Origin of the sequence: Kitasatospora sp. CB02891 (assembly GCF_002803145.1) — a bacterium.
Classification (GTDB): domain Bacteria; phylum Actinomycetota; class Actinomycetes; order Streptomycetales; family Streptomycetaceae; genus Kitasatospora; species Kitasatospora griseola.
This window is the reverse complement of sequence record NZ_NNBO01000002.1, coordinates 573,397-594,432: the sequence shown is the minus strand read 5'-3', so window position 1 is coordinate 594,432 and position 21,036 is coordinate 573,397. Positions and strand designations below refer to the sequence as shown.

General features: G+C 70.2%; 22 protein-coding genes and 1 pseudogene. 14 read left to right on the top strand and 9 right to left on the bottom strand.

Annotation, left to right across the window (positions count from 1 at the left end):
- Window positions 1–2 precede the first annotated feature (2 nt).
- Both CG736_RS08130 and CG736_RS08125 read left to right on the top strand, forming a co-directional pair.
- Window positions 3–1,325 carry an aldehyde dehydrogenase family protein gene (locus CG736_RS08130; RefSeq protein WP_100585473.1) on the top strand — a complete coding sequence of 441 codons (1,323 nt, stop codon included), beginning with the start codon at window positions 3–5 and terminating at the stop codon, window positions 1,323–1,325.
- Window positions 1,326–1,389: 64 nt separating this feature from the next.
- Window positions 1,390–2,184 carry a phosphotransferase gene (locus tag CG736_RS08125; RefSeq protein ID WP_100585472.1) on the top strand — a complete coding sequence of 265 codons (795 nt, stop codon included), beginning with the start codon at window positions 1,390–1,392 and terminating at the stop codon, window positions 2,182–2,184.
- Between the two features lie 75 nt (window positions 2,185–2,259).
- Here CG736_RS08125 and CG736_RS08120 read toward each other — a convergent pair whose 3' ends face one another.
- Together CG736_RS08120 and CG736_RS08115 are read right to left on the bottom strand one after the other, a co-directional pair.
- Entirely contained in the window at window positions 2,260–3,588 is a 1,329-nt protein-coding gene (locus CG736_RS08120) for a Tim44-like domain-containing protein (RefSeq protein WP_304528204.1), read from the bottom strand.
- Window positions 3,589–3,738: 150 nt separating this feature from the next.
- Window positions 3,739–4,206, bottom strand: a complete 468-nt coding sequence (locus CG736_RS08115; protein ID WP_100585470.1) for a MarR family winged helix-turn-helix transcriptional regulator — start codon at window positions 4,204–4,206, stop codon at window positions 3,739–3,741.
- A gap of 1,139 nt (window positions 4,207–5,345) precedes the next feature.
- On the opposite strand from CG736_RS08115, the gene CG736_RS08110 reads away from it, so the two are divergent.
- Both CG736_RS08110 and CG736_RS08105 read left to right on the top strand, forming a co-directional pair.
- Window positions 5,346–5,837 carry a hypothetical protein gene (locus tag CG736_RS08110; protein WP_100585469.1) on the top strand — a complete coding sequence of 164 codons (492 nt, stop codon included), beginning with the start codon at window positions 5,346–5,348 and terminating at the stop codon, window positions 5,835–5,837.
- Window positions 5,838–6,427: 590 nt separating this feature from the next.
- Window positions 6,428–6,976 (top strand): TIGR03086 family metal-binding protein, encoded by a 549-nt coding sequence (locus CG736_RS08105; protein ID WP_100585468.1) that lies wholly within the window; start codon window positions 6,428–6,430, stop codon window positions 6,974–6,976.
- Window positions 6,977–7,220: 244 nt separating this feature from the next.
- On the opposite strand, the gene CG736_RS08100 is transcribed toward CG736_RS08105, so the two are convergent.
- Window positions 7,221–8,321, bottom strand: a complete 1,101-nt coding sequence (locus tag CG736_RS08100; RefSeq protein WP_198520396.1) for a hypothetical protein — start codon at window positions 8,319–8,321, stop codon at window positions 7,221–7,223.
- A 991-nt stretch (window positions 8,322–9,312) separates the two neighbouring features.
- On the opposite strand from CG736_RS08100, the gene CG736_RS36030 reads away from it, so the two are divergent.
- Window positions 9,313–9,552, top strand: a complete 240-nt coding sequence (locus CG736_RS36030; RefSeq protein ID WP_157815472.1) for a hypothetical protein — start codon at window positions 9,313–9,315, stop codon at window positions 9,550–9,552.
- A gap of 195 nt (window positions 9,553–9,747) precedes the next feature.
- A complete protein-coding gene (locus tag CG736_RS08090) occupies window positions 9,748–10,125 on the top strand; it encodes a hypothetical protein (protein WP_100585466.1) in 378 nt (125 codons plus the stop codon).
- A gap of 314 nt (window positions 10,126–10,439) precedes the next feature.
- On the opposite strand, the gene CG736_RS08085 is transcribed toward CG736_RS08090, so the two are convergent.
- On the bottom strand, window positions 10,440–10,988 hold the full coding sequence (locus CG736_RS08085) for a histidine phosphatase family protein (protein ID WP_100585465.1): 549 nt from the start codon (window positions 10,986–10,988) through the stop codon (window positions 10,440–10,442).
- A 402-nt stretch (window positions 10,989–11,390) separates the two neighbouring features.
- Between CG736_RS08085 and CG736_RS08080 the strand changes: the two genes are divergently transcribed.
- Together CG736_RS08080 and CG736_RS08075 are read left to right on the top strand one after the other, a co-directional pair.
- Complete coding sequence (locus CG736_RS08080; protein ID WP_100585464.1) at window positions 11,391–11,900, top strand: hypothetical protein; 510 nt, start codon at window positions 11,391–11,393, stop codon at window positions 11,898–11,900.
- Between the two features lie 282 nt (window positions 11,901–12,182).
- Complete coding sequence (locus CG736_RS08075) at window positions 12,183–12,434, top strand: transposase (protein WP_100585463.1); 252 nt, start codon at window positions 12,183–12,185, stop codon at window positions 12,432–12,434.
- 12 nt (window positions 12,435–12,446) lie between these two features.
- Here the strand turns inward: CG736_RS08075 and CG736_RS08070 are convergent, their stop codons facing one another.
- From CG736_RS08070 to CG736_RS08055, 3 genes are all read right to left on the bottom strand, one after another.
- Window positions 12,447–12,752, bottom strand: a complete 306-nt coding sequence (locus CG736_RS08070; RefSeq protein ID WP_100585462.1) for a hypothetical protein — start codon at window positions 12,750–12,752, stop codon at window positions 12,447–12,449.
- Window positions 12,753–13,233: 481 nt separating this feature from the next.
- Window positions 13,234–13,788: a hypothetical protein gene (locus CG736_RS08060; protein WP_157815470.1), complete on the bottom strand. Its 555-nt coding sequence runs from the start codon at window positions 13,786–13,788 to the stop codon at window positions 13,234–13,236.
- On the bottom strand, window positions 13,785–14,396 hold the full coding sequence (locus CG736_RS08055) for a DUF6461 domain-containing protein (protein ID WP_100585459.1): 612 nt from the start codon (window positions 14,394–14,396) through the stop codon (window positions 13,785–13,787). Before CG736_RS08055 ends, CG736_RS08060 begins: the two co-directional genes overlap by 4 nt.
- A 414-nt stretch (window positions 14,397–14,810) precedes the next feature.
- Here CG736_RS08055 and CG736_RS08050 point away from each other — a divergent pair.
- Together CG736_RS08050 and CG736_RS08045 are read left to right on the top strand one after the other, a co-directional pair.
- Window positions 14,811–15,004: pseudogene (locus CG736_RS08050) on the top strand (ATP-binding protein); the annotation flags it as partial.
- A gap of 65 nt (window positions 15,005–15,069) precedes the next feature.
- Complete coding sequence (locus CG736_RS08045; protein WP_232733867.1) at window positions 15,070–15,618, top strand: SMI1/KNR4 family protein; 549 nt, start codon at window positions 15,070–15,072, stop codon at window positions 15,616–15,618.
- A gap of 222 nt (window positions 15,619–15,840) precedes the next feature.
- Here the strand turns inward: CG736_RS08045 and CG736_RS08040 are convergent, their stop codons facing one another.
- Both CG736_RS08040 and CG736_RS08035 read right to left on the bottom strand, forming a co-directional pair.
- Window positions 15,841–16,320, bottom strand: a complete 480-nt coding sequence (locus CG736_RS08040) for an SMI1/KNR4 family protein (RefSeq protein WP_100585458.1) — start codon at window positions 16,318–16,320, stop codon at window positions 15,841–15,843.
- 509 nt (window positions 16,321–16,829) lie between these two features.
- On the bottom strand, window positions 16,830–17,513 hold the full coding sequence (locus CG736_RS08035; RefSeq protein WP_100585457.1) for a GNAT family N-acetyltransferase: 684 nt from the start codon (window positions 17,511–17,513) through the stop codon (window positions 16,830–16,832).
- 260 nt (window positions 17,514–17,773) lie between these two features.
- Here CG736_RS08035 and ligD point away from each other — a divergent pair, with 260 nt between their 5' ends.
- The 4 genes from ligD to CG736_RS08015 all read left to right on the top strand — a co-directional run bounded on the left by ligD (window position 17,774) and on the right by CG736_RS08015 (window position 20,789).
- A complete protein-coding gene (ligD, locus tag CG736_RS08030) occupies window positions 17,774–18,706 on the top strand; it encodes a non-homologous end-joining DNA ligase (RefSeq protein ID WP_100585456.1) in 933 nt (310 codons plus the stop codon).
- 133 nt (window positions 18,707–18,839) lie between these two features.
- Window positions 18,840–19,028: a DUF1508 domain-containing protein gene (locus CG736_RS08025; RefSeq protein ID WP_043907943.1), complete on the top strand. Its 189-nt coding sequence runs from the start codon at window positions 18,840–18,842 to the stop codon at window positions 19,026–19,028.
- Between the two features lie 218 nt (window positions 19,029–19,246).
- A complete protein-coding gene (locus CG736_RS08020) occupies window positions 19,247–20,359 on the top strand; it encodes an NUDIX hydrolase (protein ID WP_100585455.1) in 1,113 nt (370 codons plus the stop codon).
- Between the two features lie 43 nt (window positions 20,360–20,402).
- On the top strand, window positions 20,403–20,789 hold the full coding sequence (locus tag CG736_RS08015; RefSeq protein ID WP_100585454.1) for a DUF6188 family protein: 387 nt from the start codon (window positions 20,403–20,405) through the stop codon (window positions 20,787–20,789).
- The last annotated feature ends 247 nt before the right edge of the window (window positions 20,790–21,036 follow it).

The window sequence follows — 21,036 nt, the reverse complement described above, 5'->3', positions numbered from 1 at the left end:
TGATGAACCTGATCGACCCGCGCACCGGCGCCGTCCGCCGCACCCTCGCGCCCGGGCGTACCGCCGAAGTGTCGGCCGCCGTGGCCGCCGCCCGCGCCGCCCGGCCCGGCTGGTCGGCGCTCACCCCGCGCGAGCGGCACCGCCGGCTCGCCGCGCTCGCCGACCTGATCGAGCAGCACGCCTCCGCGTACGCGGACGCCGAGTGCGCCGGGACCGGAAAGCCCGTCGCCGAGGCGGCAGGTGAGATCGCCGAGGTCGCCGACCTGTTCCGGTTCTACGGCGGCGCGGTGCGGGCCGGCACCTCCCCCGCCGCGGGCGACTACCTGGCCGGGCACCAGAGTTGGGTGCGCTGGGAGCCGGTCGGCGTGGTCGCGGCCGTCGTTCCGTGGAACTACCCGCTGCTGATGGCCGGTTGGCGCTGCGCCCCCGCCCTCGCGGCCGGCAACACGGTGGTCCTGAAGCCCGCCGAGACCACCCCCGACACCGCGCTGCTGCTCGCCGCGCACGCCGAACAGGCCCTCGGCCCCAGCGTGTTGACCGCCCTGCCGGGCGACCGCGACACCGGTCGGCTGCTGGTCGGCTCCGGCTGCGACCTGATCGCCTTCACCGGCAGCCCCGCCGCGGGCGCCGAGATCGCCGCCCGCGCCGGCCTCACCCCCGTCAGCCTCGAACTCGGCGGCAACAGCCCCGTGTTGGTGCTGCCCGACGCCCCCGCCGACACCTGGCAGCAGCTCGCCGCCGCCTGCACCTACAACGCCGGCCAGAGCTGCGCCGTCCCCGCCCGGGTCATCGTCCTCGCCGAGGCGTACGACGACGCCGTCGCCGCACTCGCCGCCGCGATGGCCGAACGCCACGCGGGCCGCGACTTCGGACCGCTCAACAACCCCGACCAGGCGGCCCGTTACGACCGGATCGTGGCCGCCAGCGCCGCGAAGACCGTCCGCACCGCGCCCGGCCGCACCGACGGCCTGTGGCGGCCCGCGACCGTCCTCGCCGACCTGCCCGCCGACGACCCGGCCGTGGTCGAGGAGGTGTTCGGCCCCCTGCTCACCGTCCAGCGCGCCGGGAGCCTCGACGAGGCCGTCGCCCTCGCCGAGTCCGTCCCCCAGGCCCTCGCCGCCTCCGTCTGGACCGCCGACCTCACCACCGGACTCGCCCTCACCGACCGTCTCTCCGCCGGCGAAGTCTGGCTCAACTGCCACCTCGCCCAATCCGCCGAACTCCCCCACAGCGGCCGCCGCTCCAGCGGCGCGGGCACCGACCTGTCCACCCTCGCCCTGCGCGAGTACCAGCGGCCCAAGACGGTGACGGCCCGACTGGTGTGACGCCGGACGATCCGGCCACGACATGACGCTCCCCCACGGCGCCCGGGAGAGAGGGGTACGGGGAATGGACGACGAGCTGCTGACCGGCGGGCTGGCCAACGCCGGCGCGGTCCTGCGACGCGGCACGGTGGTCGAGCGGCCCGCCGGGCCGAACGCGCGGACCCGGCACGGGTTCTTGCGGGCGCTGCGAGCCGGCGGGTTCGCGGGCGCGCCGCTTCCGGTCGGTGAACCGGCAGGCGGGCGTGAGCAGTTGGAGTTCCTGCCCGGGGACGTCGCGGTGCTGCCGTACCCGGCCTGGGCGCTCGGCGAGGAGGCGCTGGTGTCGGTGGGCCGCCTGCTGCGCCGCTGGCACGACGCCTCCGCCCGCACACCGTTCGACCAGGACGCCGACTGGTCACGGGAGTTGGCGGACCCGGAGGGCGGCTCGATGCTCTGCCACAACGACGTGTGCGTGGAGAACGTGGTGTTCCGGTCCGGCGCGGCGGCCGCGCTGATCGACTTCGACCTGGCCGCCCCCGGCCGGCCGGTGTGGGACGTGGCGATGACGGCCCGCTACTGGCTACCGGCCCTCGACCCGACCACGGCCGCCGAGACCGCCCGCGCCCACCTCCAAGTCCCGCACCGCCTCCACCTGTTCGCCGACGCATACGGTCTCTCCCCCGCCGACCGCACCGCCCTCCCGACCGTCCTGACCCAGGCGACGGCCGTCTGCCGAGCCTTCGTCGCCCGCCGGCTGGCCGCCGCGGAGCCGGCCTTCGTCGCCTACTTCGACGCCAGTGGCGGCTGGGCGCGCTGGGACCGCCTGGAGTCCTGGATCTCCGACCAACGCCCCCTGCTGGAGCGCGCGTTGAAGTCCTGACGGACCCGCCGGAATGACGCCGGTCCGACTCGCGTCCCGCCCCGCCGACGGCCGGGCCGTCGGCGGGGGCTCCGCCTACTCCACGTGGGTGGCGATCACGGTCCACGCGTTGGTCGACGTGTCGTCCAGCCGGAGATCGAACGCGAAGGTGATCGGCCTGCGCTCGCGGGCGTCACCGCGGAGCACCTGCTCGCTGCGCCGGTCGACCTCGTAGTAGACGCCCTCCGCGTCGACCGCGACCCGGAAGACGATCGGGTCGCGCGAGACCAGCGAACGCACCGTGACCGACTTGACGACGGCGTTGCGCATGACGGTCCGATTGACAGTGCGCACGGACGTGAAGTCCAGGCTGCCGTCGTTCATGACCCACTCCTCCAGGAACCGCTCGACGGCCACCTCGAGAACCGCCCGGTCGAACCGGCCGTCGAGCACGCTCAGGTCGCCGACGGCGGCGTCGGCGTCCGTGCTCCACGAGATGTTGGTGAGCGACAGGATGTCGGTCGCACCCTTGACCGCGGTCTTCCCGGCCACCTCCAGCACCGCCTCGCGAGCGATCTCCTTCTGGTCCCAGCCGTCCGTCTCGATGGCGTTGGTCAGGTGGTACGCACCCTCGGCCGCCTGCTCGATCGACGACACGATCCACTCTCCGGCCTGGTTCTTGCGCAGCGTCCAGTACTCGACCGGGCGCGTCGAGTCGTCCTTGCGCACCGCGTCCGGGCCGTAGTCGCGGCGCACGTAGTCGTTGAGCGTCGCGGTGATCCGGAAGGTGACGGTGTCGTTCACCTCGCCCGCGCGGTTCGCGACGTCGACCAGCTCGACCACCGGGCCGGAGACGATCTCCACGACGTTGACCTCGCCGCGCGACGCGTAGTCGTGCAGCTCGTCGGCCCACTTGCCGTAGAGCACCGGGGACAGGATCTGCTGCAGCGTGGCGTGGTCGTTCTGGGTCCAGGCCTGCTGGGCGATCGTGTACAGCCAGACGGCCCGGCGCTCGAGCGCGGCGCGATCGAACGTCGCATCCGTGTCGGCGATGGCATCGACCCGGGCCCCGACCTGGACGGCACGCTCGCGCGCCTGCTCGTCCGCACGGTGCGCCGTCCGGTCCGACACCGTGTTCAGATCGGCCGTCCGCTTCGCCTTCCGGCGCCGGTAGCTGAGCCACAGGACCAGGAGGATGACAGCCACGATCACCAGCAGGGGGACGAACCCGCCGCCCCCGCCACCGGCCACGAACCCGTAGCCGAAGCCGCCTCCGGTCGTCCCGTGGTAGCCGCCGCCCCCACCGCCACCGCCCCCACCACCGGTGAACCCGTGGCTACCGCCCCCGCCACGGGCGTACGCAACCGTCGGGCCACTCAGCGCGACGACTCCAGCGACCACAGTTATCCACCGACGGGCGCGCACCGGGCTCCCCCTTCAAGAATCAGAGCTGTCCCACCCGAGCCTACAAGTACGACCGAATCACGCCTTCGAGTCCCCGCCCGAAACCCGGCTGCCGGCCCGCGGCGAGCCCCGTTCCCGGCACGGCAGACACGGCAGATACGGCAGATTCGGCTAGGCGACGGTGCCGCCCGTGTTCCGGATCATCTGCTGGAGCACTTTCAGTGCGGTGACGTAGTCGGCGTCGTCGATGCCCTGGTGAATGCGGGCCCGGATCGCCGGGGCGTGCTGCTTGAGGCCGACACGGGCCTCCTCGCCCGACTCGGTGATCCACAGCCGTTCCCCCGCATCGCGGGTGACCCAACCGCGCTCCAGCAGGACTCCCGCCGCTGCCTCCAGGTCGTCCTCGGGCCGAATGTAGGAGCGCATGGCCTGCTGAAGTTCGGGGACGGTCATGCCGCGGCCGTCGGGTGAGATGTCGTTCTTCGACAGGTTGCGCAGCAGCCAGAACTGAGGCTGGGTGAAGCCCAGTTCGGCCTGCTGGGACCGGGTGAACGAGATGACGGCCTCATAGGCCACCCCGGTCCAGTACGCAGCTGGCTGAGCGGCGAGTTCGGCGTCGGACGTGTGCTGGCTCGTCATGCGAGGCGCCCCCTGGAAACGATCGCTGGTGCAAGCACCGTAGAACCTCAAGCGAAGTTGAAGTCAAGACCGATCTCCGCACCGGCCTCACGGACCGAACAGCCGTGCACCTCGGCCGGGGCCGCCCCTCTCACCGGACGCTCGGCCGGGAGGACGCAAGTCCACGTTCTCCGGGCGAACCCCCGGGCCTTGGGCGGGGACGCCTGCTCGGAACTGCTCGACCCACTCGGCGCGACCCCGGAGACCATCCACCGGCACCGTGGGCGTTCTCACCTTCCTCCGCCGCCTCACCGACCCCACCGAGCCCTCGCCCGCCCCGCTCCCCCGACCGCACCCACTCCGCCGCCGGCCGACGCCCGGAGGCGGAGTTCGACCGGATGCTCGACACCGTCCTCGCGGGCATCGCCTCGGCACACCGACCGCCCGCACGACGGCGACCCGCGGCGCACGAGAGCCGAACGGTCCCCCACCGCGGGGGTGGGGGACCGTCGGAAGTGCCACGGGATCAGAGGCGGAAGGAATTTCAGTCGTCGTCCTCCGGGAGGATTCCGGGCCGGGCGGCCAGGGCGGTCTCGGCTGCGGGGACGTTGCAGGTGCTCAGGACGGCGTCCGCGCCGCAGGCGGGGTTGGCTTCTGCGTCATCGAACCGTTGCAGGGGAGGAACATGAGGGGGACGCCGATGTTCGGGGCGTTGCGGGTATTGGTGAGGCAGCCGTCATGGCCCGGATTGGTCACCCGGAAGCGGCCGCCGCCGGCGTCGTGGAACGTCCAGAGGTCGTCGGGGAGGTTCGGGTTGCCGGCCGAGACGGTGCCGGTCCGGCGTCCCTGACGGGTGTACCTGGACGCGTGGTAGTCCGTCAGGTACCGACTTCCGGGCGCGTTCGCGGGTCCGGCCTACAGGGCGAGGGTCTGGAAGGGGTGGAGCGGCCCGCTGACCGGCGCGGTGCGGCTCGGATACATGCCGGGGAACCAGCCGATGTACGGCATCGTCGTCACGCCCCCGAAGGGAGGGGCGGTGGTGAGCAGCGCTCCGTCGGAACCGCTGACGGCGAACCGTGACACGGAGGCGGCGTTCGGCGGGGTGACGGGCGCCCAGCCCCAGCGACGACGGGGTTCAACCGGGTGTTTAGGGTGCCGTCATGGCTGTCCCTGAGATCATCCCTGTCGCATATGAGCCGGACTGTCGAACGAGCACCATCGGCCGGTTCCGTGACGGTCAGTTCCTGGCGTCGATCACCTATGCACTGCCCGACGGGTTCGCGATGGGAGGCGGCTGGGAGGAGCACAAGAGGCTCTTCGTCGTGGTCCACAAGTTCGACCGTGACGGGCATCATCAGGAGTCCGACATCTGGTGCGCCGGTACCTGGGCAGAACAGATGGCGCGTCCGCGCGACGAGCACTCCGTGGTTGCCCGCGCAGAAGCGCGGCTGGCCGCCGTCCTCGCAGGTCTCGCAGAGCGCGAATACTGTGACATCGCGATTCGCCCCTTCCAGGTCACCGTTGACGGCGTGGTCTTCGGTCTCATCACCGAGTGCCATGCCGATGACGCGGACGGCGAGGAGGACTGGGCTGAGCTGTATCCCGACGGGTTGGGCTTCTCGGCTCCGTGGAACGGCGAGTACGACACCTGACAGACAGTGCGCCGAACGACCCCGGCAGGGCCGGCCGGGCGGTCGACGCGCTGCGGATCGTCGCCTGATCCATCCACGCGCTGTGGGAGCGATCGGCGATGGTGCCGGGCCATCCAGGCGCGATCGGCTGATGGGCCATCGGCGGCCGTGGGCGAACGGAGCGGCCGGGAAGTCCACGGCGCGGCGTTCGTGGACAATGCCCGCCCGGGTCAGCCGTGGTGGACGTTCTGCGGGGCCGCCTGGCCGGTCCGGCGGGACGAGCGATGGGTGGGGTGACTGGTCATCAGGGTGATTGCGGTCCTGGTGATCAATGACGTTCCTGGATCTCTGAAAGCAAGTCATTTCCGAGTCAGCGGCGCCTGGATTCCAGATCGACGACTCGGCTCCCCGCCCGCACGGGGATGGCCCCAGACATCGAGACCGGCACCGACTCGTCCCGCCTCGCCACCACCAAGTGCAGAGCCGCCATGTCCTGACCCTCATCCCCGCCGCAGCGACGGTCCCGGCCCCGCTGACGGCGCGGCTTTCGACCGCAGAACCCACGCTTCGGGGGAAGCCGGCGGGAGCACACACCGGGAGAATGCCCTCCCATGACAACCGTTCTCGACCTCTACGCACGAATTTCCGACGACTTCACCGCCCTGCTGGTCGGATGCCCGCCGGACCGCTGGGAGGAGCCTTCACCGTGTCCCGGCTGGACTGCCTGGGACGTTGCCGCACACGTGATCGGGAACCATCGTCGAGCTCTCGCCGGACTGGACGGGTCCGACTACGAAAGCCCCTCACGAGGCGAGGACCTGCTGGCTGCCTGGCACTCGGCATCCGGCGAGGTCAAGGCCGCACTGCTCGACCCCTCCAGGGCCGCGACCATGCTCGGCGACGATTTCGGCAACATGCCGTTCGCAGCCTTCGTGAACCGCATGGCCTGCGCCGACACCCTGATCCACACCTGGGACTTCGCCCGGGCGACACGGCAGAACGAACGACTGGATGCCGAAGCCGTCCAGCTCGCCACCGAGATGCTCGCACCCGAGGACAGCGATATCCGCCTGCCGAACGCCTACGGGCCCAAGGTGGCGGCCGCGAACTCCGCGGACGACCAGACCAGGCTCCTGAACTTCCTCGGGCGCAACCCCTGACCCCCCGCGCGGGGAACTGACCCACCCAATCGGGCGGACACCGCAAACAGCGGTGCCCGCCCGAACGCGTCCTGTCAGGGATGCGGCTCGGGCGGGCTCACGAACTCACGCCACCGGTCGCACCCGGGCCATCACGCCGCATCAGCTTCGCGCTTGGTTCAGATGGTCTGATGAACCGTTCGATGAGACCTGAGCGACTCCGACTCCTGGGGAGCCGTGCGGGACGTTCACCAGCGCATGGCAGTCACTGCTCCGGTGTCAGCAAGCACCCGTGGTACGCCTGACCCAACCAGCCGTTGGCGACGATCTGGTCGGCGTCGTTGGTCGCATCGGCTCGACGCAGATCCCAGCCCGCACCGCCGGTGACGTAGTCGTGGATGTCGTACATCAACCCGCCGGTGGATATGAACGGGTGCAGGAGGGAGCCGCCACCCGGAAGCGGGTCCTGGTCTCCCGTCCAGGAGAATCCCACGACGTGTCCTGCTGAGTTGATGCCCAGTCCGGTGGCGTAGTTCCCGCCGAGCGTGCCGAGGTCGAGCAGCACACCGTCGCGGTAGAGAACGGCATGCTCCATGCCGGCGCCTGAGGACGATTCCCCCGTGAATTGGCCACGATCGTTCACCGCCGCTGCGGAGGCATAGACACCGTCCAAGGCGCCCACATCGTTGATGGCACCGCGGGCGTACGAGAAGGCGTGCCAGTGCTGCTCCCCCTGCGTCGTCGATCCGCCGACGACGATCTGCCCGCCGGGGGCGATCCCACGGGCGATCGCACTCTTTCCCCCCAGCGTGCCGAGCGGAATGAAGCCGCCGCCGCTGTACAGCCACGCAAGGTCGGTGCCGGAGGCCGACTGGGCCCAGCCGACTATCTGCCCGCCCTCGTCGATCGCGTTGGCACCTGCCCTCGGGTAGGCCGCTGCGGCGTCGGGAAGCCCGGTCGGCGCCAGGAGATCACGAGGTTGCTTCCCTGGTTCCCACAGCACGGCCCGGGAGTCGCCGAAGGGCGTACCCGACCAGCCGACGACCTGCCCGGCGTCGTTGATCCCCAGCGCCCGGCTCTCGGCGTCACCACCGAGAACACCGAGGTCGCTCGGCACGCCACCGGTCCAGAGTGTGGCGTGAACAGTCTTCAGGTCCTCCAGGGTGGACCAACCGACCACGTGACCCGACGAGTTGAGGCCTGCCGCCGTGCTGAAGCCCCCGCCGATGGGTGGCAGGTCCTGCGGCGCGTACTTGGTGTAGGGCGGCGGAAACAGGTACTGGCTCAGCACCGCCGACCAGAGGAGTCGGGTCAGTTGCTTCGCGCGGTGCAGTTCTATGACCAGGGCAGCAGGGTTGAGGATCATCTCAATCTCCAGAAAGGAGAGGCTTGGACGCGACTGGACCCCGCCTCGCCGCAGGGTCTCCACTGAATGGCGTCTGGCCATGTGATGTCGTCTCCACCGTCCCATCACACCCAGCCGTCCGCGAGTTCTGACTGACCTGCCCCGAGTTCGACGGAGTCCGCGAGGACCACTTGTCGGCGTCTTCGGGGTGAGGGTGAGCCGGAACACGGTCCTGCGGCTGGTCGACGCCCTCCTGGAACCTCAGCCACAAGTCCCACGGGTGGTCGGTGTCGACAAGTACGCGATGCGCAAGGACCGCGTCTACGGGACCTGGTCGACGTCGAGACCGGCTGGCCGGTGGACCTCCTGCCGGATCGTGGGGCAGGCGCTGTGGCGGCCTTGCCGGCCGAACGCCCGGGGATCGAGGCCGTCTTCCGAGATCGCGCCCGTTATTCGCTGAGGGTGCCGGCATCGGGGCGCCCACCGTAGTCCAGGTCGCGGACCGGTTCCGCCTCTGGCGCAACCTCGGCGAAGCGGCCGAGCGGTGCGTCCCCCTCCACCGCCCGTGCCTCCGTGCGACCTTCGCCGAGCCGGCACCGGAGAAGGCTCCGGCTGCGGCACCGGCCAAGAGCGGATCGCCATGGCCCACCGGGCACCCGGTTCACCGACCGCACCCGTGCCAAGCACGCCACCGTCCACGCGCTGCCGGCCACAGCCGATGCTCCATCCAGCGCCAGCTCGGCACGACCTACCGCACCGTCGAGCGGCTGACGGACGCCACGGCTCCGGAAGACCTGTTCCAGGGCAAGTTGGCAGAACCGCAGGACCAAGCTCCACGACTTCGAGCTGTACCTGCACCAGCGGTGGGCCGAGGGCTGCACGAGCGCCTGACACTCTGGGAAGAGATCAAGAGGGCTACGGAGCCGTCCGCGCCCACCTCCGACCGCTCCGTACAACTCCGACCGCACCGGCAGCCCGACCACCATCGCCGCGGACCGTCTCCGGGTAGATCATGCCCCACCCCGATGCCCTGCCGGAGAGCGAGCGCCCGAAACTCAAATCCGTCCTCGCCGGCTTCCCCGAACTGGACGCCCTCACCGAGCATGTCCGCACGTTCGAGAAAATGCTCGCCCAGCTCCAGGGCGACAAGCTACCGCAATGGATCAAGGCGGTCCGCGCCGACGACCTGCTCAGCCCCACACCGTCGTCAATGGCCTCGAACGCGATCTCGCAGCCGTCATCGTCCGCCTGACACTGCCGTGGACCTCCGGCGTCGTCGAAGGCCACGTCAACCGAATCAAAATGATCAAGCGTCAGCTGCACGGCCATGCAGGCTCCAACTTGCTGCGGATACGGGTTCTGTTCGCCCATGACCAGCCCGCGCCGTCTCGCCTGGTCGAAGAGAAAGACGTGGACCGCCTGGACGAGGACGTGGTCCACTTCGCGCATGAGCCTGTTGGTCGATGTGTTCACCGCTGACGAGAGTGGCGAGTCCCGCTTCCTCGACGTTCCCGAGGGATCGTCAGATCTTGCCGGTTTCGAAAGCTGGCGCACCACGGTCTGGGGATCGGACGCCGTCTGCTCGCTCGGCGCTCGGTTCTTTCCGCAACTGGCCTGCGGCCCGCTGTGTGTCGCCCCAGAAGATGTTCCGGACTTCATCCAGGAAGTCCTCCTACTCCAGAACAACATCGAGCCCATCGCCGCTCGCATGGAATCGCCCAAGCCCGTCGCCCAGCGTGCCAGCGAGATCACCGATCGGCTGAACAACATCCTCGATGCCGCGCAGCGGGCGTCGCAGATCCGTGGTGGAGTGCAGATCTGGTAATCGAGGGCTTGGAGCAACCAAGCCGATCACATACCGCGATCGACCACAGAAGTTGGACCAGAACCGCGACTTGCGTATAGAGCCAACCAACTCGGCGGCCAATGACCCGTGTTGGTCGCCAGCAGGCCCCCGCTCACGCGGGGAGGACGTCTCCGGCACAGCCGTCGGCGACACGCTCAGCGACTGACCCCCGCTCCCGCGGGGCCCGAACCGTTACGGCGGGACACCATCGGGACCAGCCGTCGACATGGTCCCGGGCCGGACAAGCGGATTCACGCAGCCACGGACGCGTCGATGTCCCGAGACGCACCGTCTCAGCCCTGCGACGGCGTCCAGAACGCAGTGATCCTCGCGGTACCGGGCCCGATGCCCTGCCAGGAACCGTCGAACTCGAGGACGGCTATGGAGGCGGTCGGGAACCCGGACTCCTCCACCAGCCGCGAGAGGTCGCCGCCAGCCGTTCCGACGAGGAGCCGGACCAGCCCGGGCAGACTCGGATTGTGTCCGACGACGACCAAGTCGCCCACGTCGTCCGAACTCCCCCGCACCATCGCGACCAACTCGCCGATCCCCGCTTCCCCCCGATGGATCTCCACGCTGAGGTCGTAGAGCCCCGGCTCGTGGACCGCCACGGGAAGCCGCGGCAACGCGGTGCCCACGCGCTCCCACGTCTCCGTGGTCCGGCGGGCACCGGACACCCGCACGAGATCGGGCGTGACGCCGGAGCCCGCGAGCCATCGTCCGGCCCGGGACGCCTCCTCTCGCCCCCGCGCGTCGAGACGCCGCTCCTTGTCGACCGCCGTCTCCCGTTCGGCCTGCGCATGACGGATCAGAACGAGCCTCCGGCCGGCACCCACGATCACACTGACCTCTCCACGTCCGCGGACCGCGGCGCAGCCCGGCGGAACCGCTTGATCCTTTGTGTCCGAACACTACCCGGCTCGGGATAAGCCGCTCCGGCCACCAAGTCGGCTCACACCCACCACCGACGGCCGATCAGGTCAGCTCCTGCCGGCAACTTCCCCGTCTGCGATACGCACCTTCATGGGCGCCGCCGGTCAGCCTCCGCCCGGTCCGGCTCGCCGCCGGCTGACCCCGCTCGCGCGGGGAAGACCCCGAGGACCTGCGCACGCTGGCCTGCCTGCGCGGCTGACCCCCGCTCGCACAGAGAGGACGAACCCTGAAAGCGTCATGATCTACCTCGCCGACCGCATCGATCCCGGATGCCTGCCCGACCAAGGCACACCTCGACAACTGGAGGACCTGTGAGCACCATGCCGCCCGACCAGGAACTGTGGGACTCGTTCGTCGAAGCCAATCGCCAATTGCACCGCCGACAGGCCGACTTCTACCAGCAGGCCAGCGACAGGCAGGCCGCGCTTCGAGCTGCCCTCGCTCCGGAAGCAGGGACCTGGCAGCAGAGCACCGCTTTCAACTACCTCCAGGCATTCCACCACGACGTCATCCCGCTGCTGCCCGACCTGTTCCGCTGGGCCGTCAAATCCGACCGCTGGGCCGGACCCGCCCGCGAGATCATCGCCCGCATCCCGAGCGACCAGCGCATACCACTGCTGGAACCGCTCTTTCTGGACCACCTCACAGCAGCCGAGGACGACGACTACCCGAACCTGGGCAGCCTGGCTGTCCGCTGCGAAACGTGGTCTCTTCTGGAACGAGTCGTCCAACAGGCCGAGACCCATGCCAGCCCCGACGTCCGCAAAGCCATCGAGCACTACAACCAGACCTACAGCCCCATGTGGCAGCACAAAGCCTGACAGGGTGTTCGACAGGGCCTCCCCCCAACTGTCAGGCCTTTGGCCGCGACGACACGGGCCCGGTTCCGCGATCTCGTGGCGGCCGGGCCCGTGTCCGCGAAAGCGATCAACTGCGACGGAGTGACGTCGGCACCCCTCGGACCTGAAGGACGATCAGTGACAGCCCGTCGAGCCGATGCCGGTGCGGTGGCGAGCTACCCGCGGGGAGGACGTGAGCTCAGCCGGCTCGGGCGGGGTGTCGTACGGCCGACCCCACGCTCGCGCAGGGAGGATCCGAGTGCCATGAGGGTGCGCACGCGGCGGGCCGTCCCGGAGCCCGCCGACCAGATCGCCAATCGCAAGCGGCGCGGCTCGCGAGGCGGACGTCCACTCGGTTTCGATCGGCAGGCGTATAGGCACCGCAACACCGTCGAGCGGTGCATCAACCGCCTCAAGCCGTGGTGCGGGATTGCGATGCGGACGAACAAGCTCGCCGGCCACTACCTTGCGGCACTTCACGTCGCAGCGACTTTCCTGGTGTGGGCGCGGGCCTGACGAGACGGCCGGTCACCGCTGCCGGGCAAGCGCGTCAACCGATGCGATGTCACCCGCCGCCAGCAGCCGGAAGAGTCGGAGAATCTCCTCGCGGGTCACCTCGCGCATTTCCACGGGAGCCACCGAGCCGTCCTCCGTGTTCTCCCAGATCAGCAGACCGCTGCGGAAAGCACTGAGGCACCACCCGCTCTCATGCGACAGCGACACGTCGGGATGCTCGTCGTCGGCGTTCGTCAGGTCATCCAGCACCCGCCTCATCGCCTCCGGATCAGGCTCATCGACCGTCCCGCCCATGACGTCGTACATGAAGTAGCTCATACGCCAATTACCTCACGCAGTGATCCACCGGACACTGCCCAGCTAGGCACTGTCCTGGCGATCACGCTGTGTTAGGTAGGTACGGACGAGATGTCGATCGCGAGGTAGCCCGAAGCGGTTCCTGCGGCGCGAAGTCCGCGGTGTTCCGTCAGAGCGTGAACCTGGTCTGCCAGGAGGAGTGTGTGCGGTCCTGGTGCGCAGGTCCCAGATCCGCACTGCCCCGTCGTGGCCGGCGGTGGCGAGGCGGGGGGTGCCGTCGGACGCGGTAACACCGCCACCGTCCGCACCCAGTCGGTATGGCCGGTGAGCGGCTCGCCCACCTGGGCGTCGGTGGCGGACTACTGGCAGCTGGTGGACGGGGTGCTACACAAGATCTGCACCGGTGTTCCGTGGCGGGATCTCCCCGCCGGCGCGGGCAGCAGACTCGCCAGAAGTCGTCGAGCGGCCCGCCGGGACCTCCGACGGGCCGCTCCTGTTCGCGCTACCTCGGGCCGGCGTTGAACGCCGCCTGAACCTTCTCGGGGTCCTCGCCCAAGTCCCGCAGCGCCTGGGCGAGGTATTGCGGCACGAACGTGTCCACGGACTCGGCGAGCCCCGCGTAGAACAACGGGATCCCTTCGCGAAGCACTTCGCGGCACTCTTCCCCGACGTCCTCCCGACCGTTCGCAATCGCTTCCTGATCCGCTTCACCATCGGTGAAGTTGATGATCAGCATGGTCAGGGTCCTCAGCGCCCGCACCGACAGCTCCTCGTCCCGAAAGGCGGCCAGCGCCATCCTCGCGACCGGAACCGCGGCCTCGGACAGCAGCCCGTGGATGGCGACATCGCCCAATAGACCCCTGCCCGTTGCCTCCTCGGCCGTCTGCGCAGCAAGCAGGCGGGCGAAGTCGGCCGGAACGTGCCGGGCGCCGACGGCACAGGAGCAACGGATCCCGGTCCAGTCGTACGAGTCTGCGATCTTCTCCCACTCCCGCACCGATCGTCCGGTCTCCGACGGCTGGGCTGTTGAGGAAAAGGAGTAGAGCTTGGCGTTCACGGGATGTCCCAGGCGGGCGTGTTCATGAAGATCGCGGAGTAGGGGATCTCCGCGGTTCTCAGTGGCTGGCTGAACCACGACCGTTCGATGGTCACGCCCATCACCCGTTCGGCGAGGAGGAACAGCTTCGGCCCCCAGAACTCGGTTGGGTCTTCGACGTCGATCAGGCCAGTGCACCAGGCGGGATTCCAACGGGCGTCGCCTTCTCGCAGCGGCGTGACAGGTCCGTGGGGTTCCTCGTGGACGACGAGGTCGCCGTCGACCGCGTAGTGCACGCGGTCGTCGCCGTTGATGCCGAGGAGGATCCCGAAGCATCTACCCCCGCGAGACAGGTCGCGCAGAACACCGGGCACCGCTCCGGTCGAGCCCACGACCTCCAGGGCGAAGACCACCCTGCCCACGGTTCCGACGCCCACGTGGCCGCGGTGGCCTGGACGGCTCGGCTGCAGATCGTAGATCTCGTCAGCCACCAGAAGGCGCGCGGTCCCGGGGTCGCCGCCGAACCGCCGGATCACCTCGTCTTCGGCAGTACCCTCGACGAGTGTGAGGACCGGGTAGAAGCCTTCCTCTTCATCGATCCAGTCGAACCGGTCGTCCTGAATGTCCATCGCGCATACATACCAGGCATTCCCGGCAGTCGAAGTACTGACCTGGGAAGCACGTGAGCGAATCTGGCCAATGTCCGAGCATGGGGTGGGGAGATCATGCAGCGTCGGGCGGCAAGCGTGTTCTGCGGCACCGGCTGCCCCCCGCTCGCGCGGGGAGGACACTTCGCGACCTGCAGCGCTATGGAGGCTTTGCAGTTTCATTGCCAGGCCTGGCTGGTGATAGGGGTTCAGATATCGAGGAGCGGCATGCCGGTGCATCGTGCCACGGTGGTGCGACGTTGCCGTGGACGGTCCTGGTCGTCGACCAGATCCGCACCAACGCCCCCAGTACGCCAGAATCCCGCTCGCACTGGGGCGGACTCCAGCGGGGAGCACACGGCTCCGATAGTCACCGGCTGCCCCCGCTCGCGTGGGGAGGAGGTGAACAGCATCGCCATCGCCTCCGACGAATCCTTCGGCGGCCGGACCAAGACCTTCACCGACCCCCGCCTCTGCGCGGCCATCGTCGACGGCTCACCTTCAACGGCACCATCATCGAGACCGGCACCGGCTCCTACCGCCTCGCCTCGACCCGGGTACGAACCGAAGCGCGCGCCGAGGCCGGCTGACCGCCACAGGCGCCTACTCGACGGCTCTCTGTCCTCCGGGCGGAGGGCCGTCGCCGCCTTCCGCTATGTTCTTCCGGACTCGCGCCGGCGAGCCGGACATGCATTTGAGGGGAAAGGTGCCAGCTGAGCGGCTTGACGCAGAGTGGGTCCGATCCTGGCGGGAGCGGGCCGATGCGGCGCTGACGAAGCTGATGCAGTCGTTTCTCCCGACGCACGGCTTCCCGCCCGGAGACAACGTCGTGGCACTCGCGACCGACGACAGCCACCGAGCGACGAGCGCGCTCGTGGACCTGACACCGTTCCTCTCCGACCTGACCACGCTCTACTGGGTGATCAGCGAAGCTTCCCTGCCCGATGTCGACAGCGGGTACTTCATCCACTCACCCGCGACGGTGGCGGAACACTTCCGCGATTACGGCCCCGCACCGATCGACGGCGAGTGGATCGCACTGGTCTTCGCCAGCGACGGCGGCGGCCGCCTGTTCGCGATCGGCGACAGCGGGCAGATCTGGAAGTCCGCCACGGCTTCCTGGTTCGACGACTTCGACGTCGCCGCAGCAAGCTTGCAGGAGTTCCTCGAACAGCTCGGCGGGCGGATCATCAACCAGTCCTGATCATCGCCGAAGCGCAGACCGTTGTGTCCGCCGTCGGGTGACGTCATTTCTGGTGAACATCTGCAGCACTCAAGATCGCCAACTACTGCCCAATCGCCGCTACTTCACGTGAACGAAGCCACCGGGGCAACGGTCCCGCGCCGCTGACTGCCCCCACTCGCGCGGGGAGAGCGAGCGCCGATGGTCCAGGTGCAATAGGGCGGCTGGCCCCTGCTCGCACAGCTACTCGAGATCGAAGTTGCCCTCCCAGGCCGGCAGCCACTCAGCAGCGACCTCCTCGGCCAGGGCGCCCCTCAGCCACTCGACGCAGGTCAGCTCGTAATCGATCCACTCGGCATGAGTGAGAACCCACACGGAGACCGTCCACCTGCCGTCCGGCCGAGGCACGAGGAACAACTGGTCGGAGTACGGAGTATGGCCCCAGTGCAGCATGCCTCCGGCGCTGGGAAGGATGAGACGGGGAATGTGCCGAGACTGCTCCAGGGACTCACGCATGCTCTCCGGGTGACCGTCACGGTAGAGCTCCGGGCCGAAGATCGTGAGGTAACCGGCGATCGACTGGTCCCCATAGGCGAGGGTCAGGTCCTTGAAGTCCTCAGGCAGCCGCAGTCCCCACTTCCCCTCCAACTCCTCGTAGGCATCGACGTCATCCACGGGAGCCGGCTCTCCCAGGAAAGCCGCGATCGATGACAAGTCGGTCATGAGTCGCCCCCTTGCTCCGCTACCTGATGCACGCGCGCAGCATAAGGCTGACCCTGCCCCACCCTTCGACGCCCCGTCTGCTGCCCTGCTCACCATTGCTCCTCAACACCCTGAAGAGGCCCGGCCGGCACCCGAACACCAAGTGGCGACCAGCGGCTGACCCCCGCAGGCGCGGGGAGGGCACGGCCTGGACCTTCTCCGCACTATGACTCGTCCCGCTGGTTGTGCCAACGATGAGCGTGACGGGCAGTCAGTGCCGGAAGCGAGCCGTCTCTCCTCGATCACCGCGAACCCGTGCACCGCGCGAGCTGGCAGAAGAAGGGCGCATCGCGGGGACAACGTGCCACGCTTCGGCGGCATTACGACACCGCTACCCTCCACAGACCGCCCGGCCCGTACGACAGCGCCGCTTCGCCTTCCTGTGGGTGATCTCAGGCAGGGGGCGTGATTAAAGGCCAATTTGTACGACTACGCCGTGCGTAGTTGCGGACAGGCTGCGTGAGCGAGTCCTACCTGTTGGCGGGAACCACCGGCCGCCGGGCGATCAGGACGTCGGCTTCGTGGTGCCAGCCCAGGGAGGAGTAGAGGCGCTGGCCCTCCGCGCTGGCGATGAGAAGGCCGGTACGGGCGCCGCGGGCCACGGCGGCCGCCGCCAGTGCGCTCATCATGGCGCGGCCCAGGCCGCGTCGGCGGTGCGCCGGGTCCGTCTCGATGCGATCGGCGATCGCATCGGGGCCGATCACGGCGATGGTGCCGCGCGCTGCGATCTCTCCGGAGGGGCCGTGGAGGGAGACGACCGTGACTGCTCCCTCCGTACGGACCTCGCTCTCGTAGGGCGCGGCGGGTGCGTGCTGCGGGTGCTCGGTCAGATCGGTCGTCATGAACCACTCGGACCGGTGGAGCAACTCCAGCCCGGCAGCGCCGACGACGGCTTCGACGGCGCCTGGGCGCAGCGTAGGCACCGTGAGCCAGGTGGTCTGCTGCGCGGCGGCGACGGATGCCGCCAGCCGTGCCAAGGACTCGGGGTCCTCATCCGCACGCAGCGCGAACACCTCGACCTCACGGCCGGGTTGGTCGCACGTGGACCGCAGACCGTCCCCAGCGGACTCGACCGGCTCGGCCTCAGGCAGCGAGCGGGCTACGGTCCAGCCGTTCAGCCAACGTCGTATCAGCTCTGGCTCGATCCTCGTCATCCGGCGATTAGAACATGACCGCACCCGGTGGACGGGCGAACGACCGTCCCCCGCCGCCGCACTCCGTGTTCCGGTCGGTCCGAAACCGGCACAGCTGGCAGCGGGTCAGAGAAACGTCCTCTTCTCGGTCACCACTCTGCGTATTCACTGGCCGCGAACGGCGACAGCTGACGGTGCGCCGGCAGAGCGGACAGGGCCGCCGGGCGGGTTCGGGTGGGGCGGTGGGTGGAACGGGTGGCGGGGTGAGTGGTGGTGGAGTGATGTTGGCGGTGTCGAGCAGCCGGCGGGTGTTCGACGAGGGGTGGGTGCTGGAGCGGAAGTGGGACGGGATTCGGGCGCTGGCGGTGCGGGACGGGGACCGGGTGACTCTGCGGTCGCGGACCGGGCAGCAACTGGAAAGCGCTTACCCGGAGCTGGTGGCGGCCCTCGCCGCGCAGCCGGTGCCCAGGTTCGCGGTGGACGGCGAGATCGTCGCCTTCGAGGGCGGCCGGACCAGTTTCGCCCGGCTCCAGCAGCGGATGGGGCTGCACGATCCGGTCCGGGCGCTCGCCAGCGGCGTCGCCGTCGACTACGTGCTGTTCGACCTGCTGGCCCTGCAGGGGCACGACACCACCGGCCTTCCGCTCCTCGACCGCAAGCAACTCCTCGCCGAGGCGGTGGAGTTCGACGCACCGCTGCGGCTGTCCGAGTTCACCGTCGCCGAGCCGGGCGTCCCCGTCCCGCTCGCCGAGGCGTGCGCGCACGGCTGGGAGGGACTGATCGCCAAGCGCGCCGCCGGGCGGTACCTGGCGGCCCGGTCCGGCGACTGGCTGAAGCTCAAGTGCGAGCGGGGGCAGGAGTTCGTGGTCGGCGGCTGGACCGATCCGGCGGGCAGTCGGGAGGCGTTCGGCGCTCTGCTGATCGGCTATCACGAGCACGGCCGGCTGCGCTACGCGGGCAAGGTCGGCACCGGATTCGGCACCCGCACGCTGCACGCCCTGCACCGCGCCATGCTCCAACTCGCCTCCCCCGTCAGCCCGTTCGACCCCGCCGAGGACGTTCCGCGGCGCACCTCGCACTGGGTGCGGCCGGAGCTGGTGGTGCAGGTCGGCTTCACCGAGTGGACCCGCGACGGCCGCCTCCGGGCGCCCCGCTATCAGGGCGTCCGCACCGACCGCCCGGCGGCCGAGGTGGTCCGCGAGCCCCCGGCCTGAGGCCCCCGACCTGAGGCCCCTACCGTCGTCCCGCCCCGAGCTGCATCCGATGGCCGATCCGACGCGCGACGCTCCCGGGCAGTCCGTACGGTGCGGTAGCGGGGGGCTTCCCGAGCGAGAGGTACGCACTGGCATGGCTGGCAAGTTCGAGTTGTACGTGGACGACATGGGCAACCACCGCTTCCGCCTGAAGGCGGCCAACGGCGCGATCGTGGTGACCGGAGACCCGGAGGAGTCCCGCGAGCAGTGCCTGAAGAGCATCGAGTCGATCCGGAAGCTCGCGCCGTACGCGCAGCTCCAGGAGACCGGCGCGAACGCCTGACCCGGACGGCGCTCCCCGTGCCCGCGCGGCGCGAGCGCCCGACCCGGACCGCTGCCGCCCGATACGCGCGGCAGCACACCGGGCCCCCGCGCGGGCCCGGAGTGACGAGCCTGTGACCGACCCGGAGGGTTGTCACGGGCTCGTCGCCATGACGGTTCGCGCGCCCGGTGCTGCGGCATGCTGGGAACGGCGAAGCGGACCGGGCGAGGGGGTTGGCGATGGCGGGGCGTGAACTGCTGGCGGCGGCGGGGGTGCTGTTCCCGGACGAGCAGGGGCGGGTGATGGTGGCCCGGGTGTCGTACCGGACGAAGCACCCGATCGAGGTGCCGGGCGGCGGCTGGGACGCGTCCGATCCGTCGCCCCGGTACACCGCCGTCCGGGAGATCCAGGAGGAGCTCGGCATCACCCCGGTGCTGCGCGAACTCGCCTGCCTGGACTGGTCCCGGGACCACCACCGGCCGCCCATCGCGGCGTTCCTGTACTGGGCCGACCCGCTCACCGAGGCGCAGCGGGCGGCGATCCGGCTGGAGGCCGAGGAGTTGGACGCGCTGGTGTACCTGACGCCCGACCAGCTGCTGTCGGCGCTGCCGCCGCTGCTCTCCCGGCGGGTCGGCTCGTGCGCGCTGGCGCCGCGTTCGGCCGCGCCGCTGGAGCTCGCGGACGGCCTGCCGGCCGGTCACACCGCCCGGCACCTGCGGCCCTGGCCCGCGCCCCCGTACACCGGCCCCGCCGGGATCGCGGCGCTGCTGCCGCCCGGCGGCGACCGGCCCGCGCCGCCGCCGCCGATGGACCGCGAGACGTACTACGCGAGCCGGCCGCGGATCCGGGGGAAGGCGCGGATGCTGTTCACCGACGAGCGCGGCCGGGTGCTGCTGGTGCGGTTGACGCCGTGGAACGGCGAGTCCGCGTGGGTGCTGCCCGGCGGCTCGATCGAGGCGGACCGCGAGCTGCCCCGGGAGGCCGCCCGGCGGGAGACCCTGGAGGAACTGGGCTGGCGGCGCGAGCCGGGCCGGTTGCTGGCGATCGACTGGGTGCCCGGCCTCGACGACCAACTCCCGCGCACCGTCCTGGTGTTCGACGGTGGGACGGTGACGTCCGAGCTGCTGTCGACGATCCGCCTCCAGGAGGACGAGCTCGCCGAGTGGGGACTGTTCACTCCCGAGGAGGCGCGGCGCCTGCTGCACGGGCCCGCCGGGCGGCGGATGGCCGCGTGCCTGGCCGTCCGCGACCTGCCGGCCGACGCCGGTCCGGCCGAACTGCTGGACGGCGTGCCCGAGTCCGGTTCGCCGTCGGTCGCCTCGGTCACCCGCCCGGGCGGGTCGCACGGGTAGCCGGGCCCCCGACCCGGGAAGGATCAGCGACAGGGAGGTACGGATGGAACGATCGACGGAGCCGGGCCTGGGTCTGGACGGGTGCGCGGTGCGGTCGCTGGGCGGCGGCGACCGGCTGGTGCTGCGCCTGGACGGCGGGCTGCTGCTGACGGTGCGCAACGACTTCCGGCTGCTGCGCGGCGCGAAGGTCGACCACTTCTACCCCGCGCTCGGCGTCACCCCGTCCGGCGCGCTCGGCACACTGGCGGACGCCACGGTCACCCGGGCAACCGTCACCCCCGCCGGGGGCCTGCACCTCGTCTTCGACACCGGGCACACGCTCGCCGTCGCCCCCGATCCGGCCCCCGACGGCCCCGTCCACCCGTGGCAGCTCGCCTCCCCCGCCGGCGTCCTCTTCACCGGCGGACCGGACGGCGGGCCCGGCAGGTGAACGGGCCCGGCGCATGAACAGGCCCGGCGTGTGAACAGGCACGGCGCATGAACAGGCCCGGCGCGTGAACAGGCCCGGCGCATGAACAGGCCCGGCGCATGAACGGGCCCGGCGCGTGAACGGGCCCGGCGCGTGAACAGGCCTGGCGCATGAACGGGCAAGCTGCATGAACGGGCCCGCTGCCTGAGCAGGCGCGCTGCTGCCCGGCTGCGCGGCAGGTCACGGGGGCGGAGGTCGGGTCGGACGT

Excerpts from the sequence above, each read along its gene's own strand:
- CG736_RS08130 (WP_100585473.1), top strand. The coding sequence starts at position 3 with ATGAACCTGATCGACCCGCGCACCGGCGCCGTCCGCCGCACCCTCGCG.
- CG736_RS08125 (WP_100585472.1), top strand. The coding sequence starts at position 1,390 with ATGGACGACGAGCTGCTGACCGGCGGGCTGGCCAACGCCGGCGCGGTC.
- CG736_RS08115 (WP_100585470.1), bottom strand. The coding sequence starts at position 4,206 with ATGACGAGCCAGCACACGTCCGACGCCGAACTCGCCGCTCAGCCAGCT.
- CG736_RS08110 (WP_100585469.1), top strand. The coding sequence starts at position 5,346 with ATGGCTGTCCCTGAGATCATCCCTGTCGCATATGAGCCGGACTGTCGA.
- CG736_RS08105 (WP_100585468.1), top strand. The coding sequence starts at position 6,428 with ATGACAACCGTTCTCGACCTCTACGCACGAATTTCCGACGACTTCACC.
- CG736_RS08100 (WP_198520396.1), bottom strand. The coding sequence starts at position 8,321 with ATGATCCTCAACCCTGCTGCCCTGGTCATAGAACTGCACCGCGCGAAG.
- CG736_RS36030 (WP_157815472.1), top strand. The coding sequence starts at position 9,313 with ATGCCCCACCCCGATGCCCTGCCGGAGAGCGAGCGCCCGAAACTCAAA.
- CG736_RS08090 (WP_100585466.1), top strand. The coding sequence starts at position 9,748 with ATGAGCCTGTTGGTCGATGTGTTCACCGCTGACGAGAGTGGCGAGTCC.
- CG736_RS08075 (WP_100585463.1), top strand. The coding sequence starts at position 12,183 with ATGAGGGTGCGCACGCGGCGGGCCGTCCCGGAGCCCGCCGACCAGATC.
- CG736_RS08070 (WP_100585462.1), bottom strand. The coding sequence starts at position 12,752 with ATGAGCTACTTCATGTACGACGTCATGGGCGGGACGGTCGATGAGCCT.
- CG736_RS08055 (WP_100585459.1), bottom strand. The coding sequence starts at position 14,396 with ATGGACATTCAGGACGACCGGTTCGACTGGATCGATGAAGAGGAAGGC.
- CG736_RS08045 (WP_232733867.1), top strand. The coding sequence starts at position 15,070 with ATGTTCTTCCGGACTCGCGCCGGCGAGCCGGACATGCATTTGAGGGGA.
- CG736_RS08040 (WP_100585458.1), bottom strand. The coding sequence starts at position 16,320 with ATGACCGACTTGTCATCGATCGCGGCTTTCCTGGGAGAGCCGGCTCCC.
- CG736_RS08035 (WP_100585457.1), bottom strand. The coding sequence starts at position 17,513 with ATGACGAGGATCGAGCCAGAGCTGATACGACGTTGGCTGAACGGCTGG.
- ligD (WP_100585456.1), top strand. The coding sequence starts at position 17,774 with ATGTTGGCGGTGTCGAGCAGCCGGCGGGTGTTCGACGAGGGGTGGGTG.
- CG736_RS08025 (WP_043907943.1), top strand. The coding sequence starts at position 18,840 with ATGGCTGGCAAGTTCGAGTTGTACGTGGACGACATGGGCAACCACCGC.
- CG736_RS08020 (WP_100585455.1), top strand. The coding sequence starts at position 19,247 with ATGGCGGGGCGTGAACTGCTGGCGGCGGCGGGGGTGCTGTTCCCGGAC.
- CG736_RS08015 (WP_100585454.1), top strand. The coding sequence starts at position 20,403 with ATGGAACGATCGACGGAGCCGGGCCTGGGTCTGGACGGGTGCGCGGTG.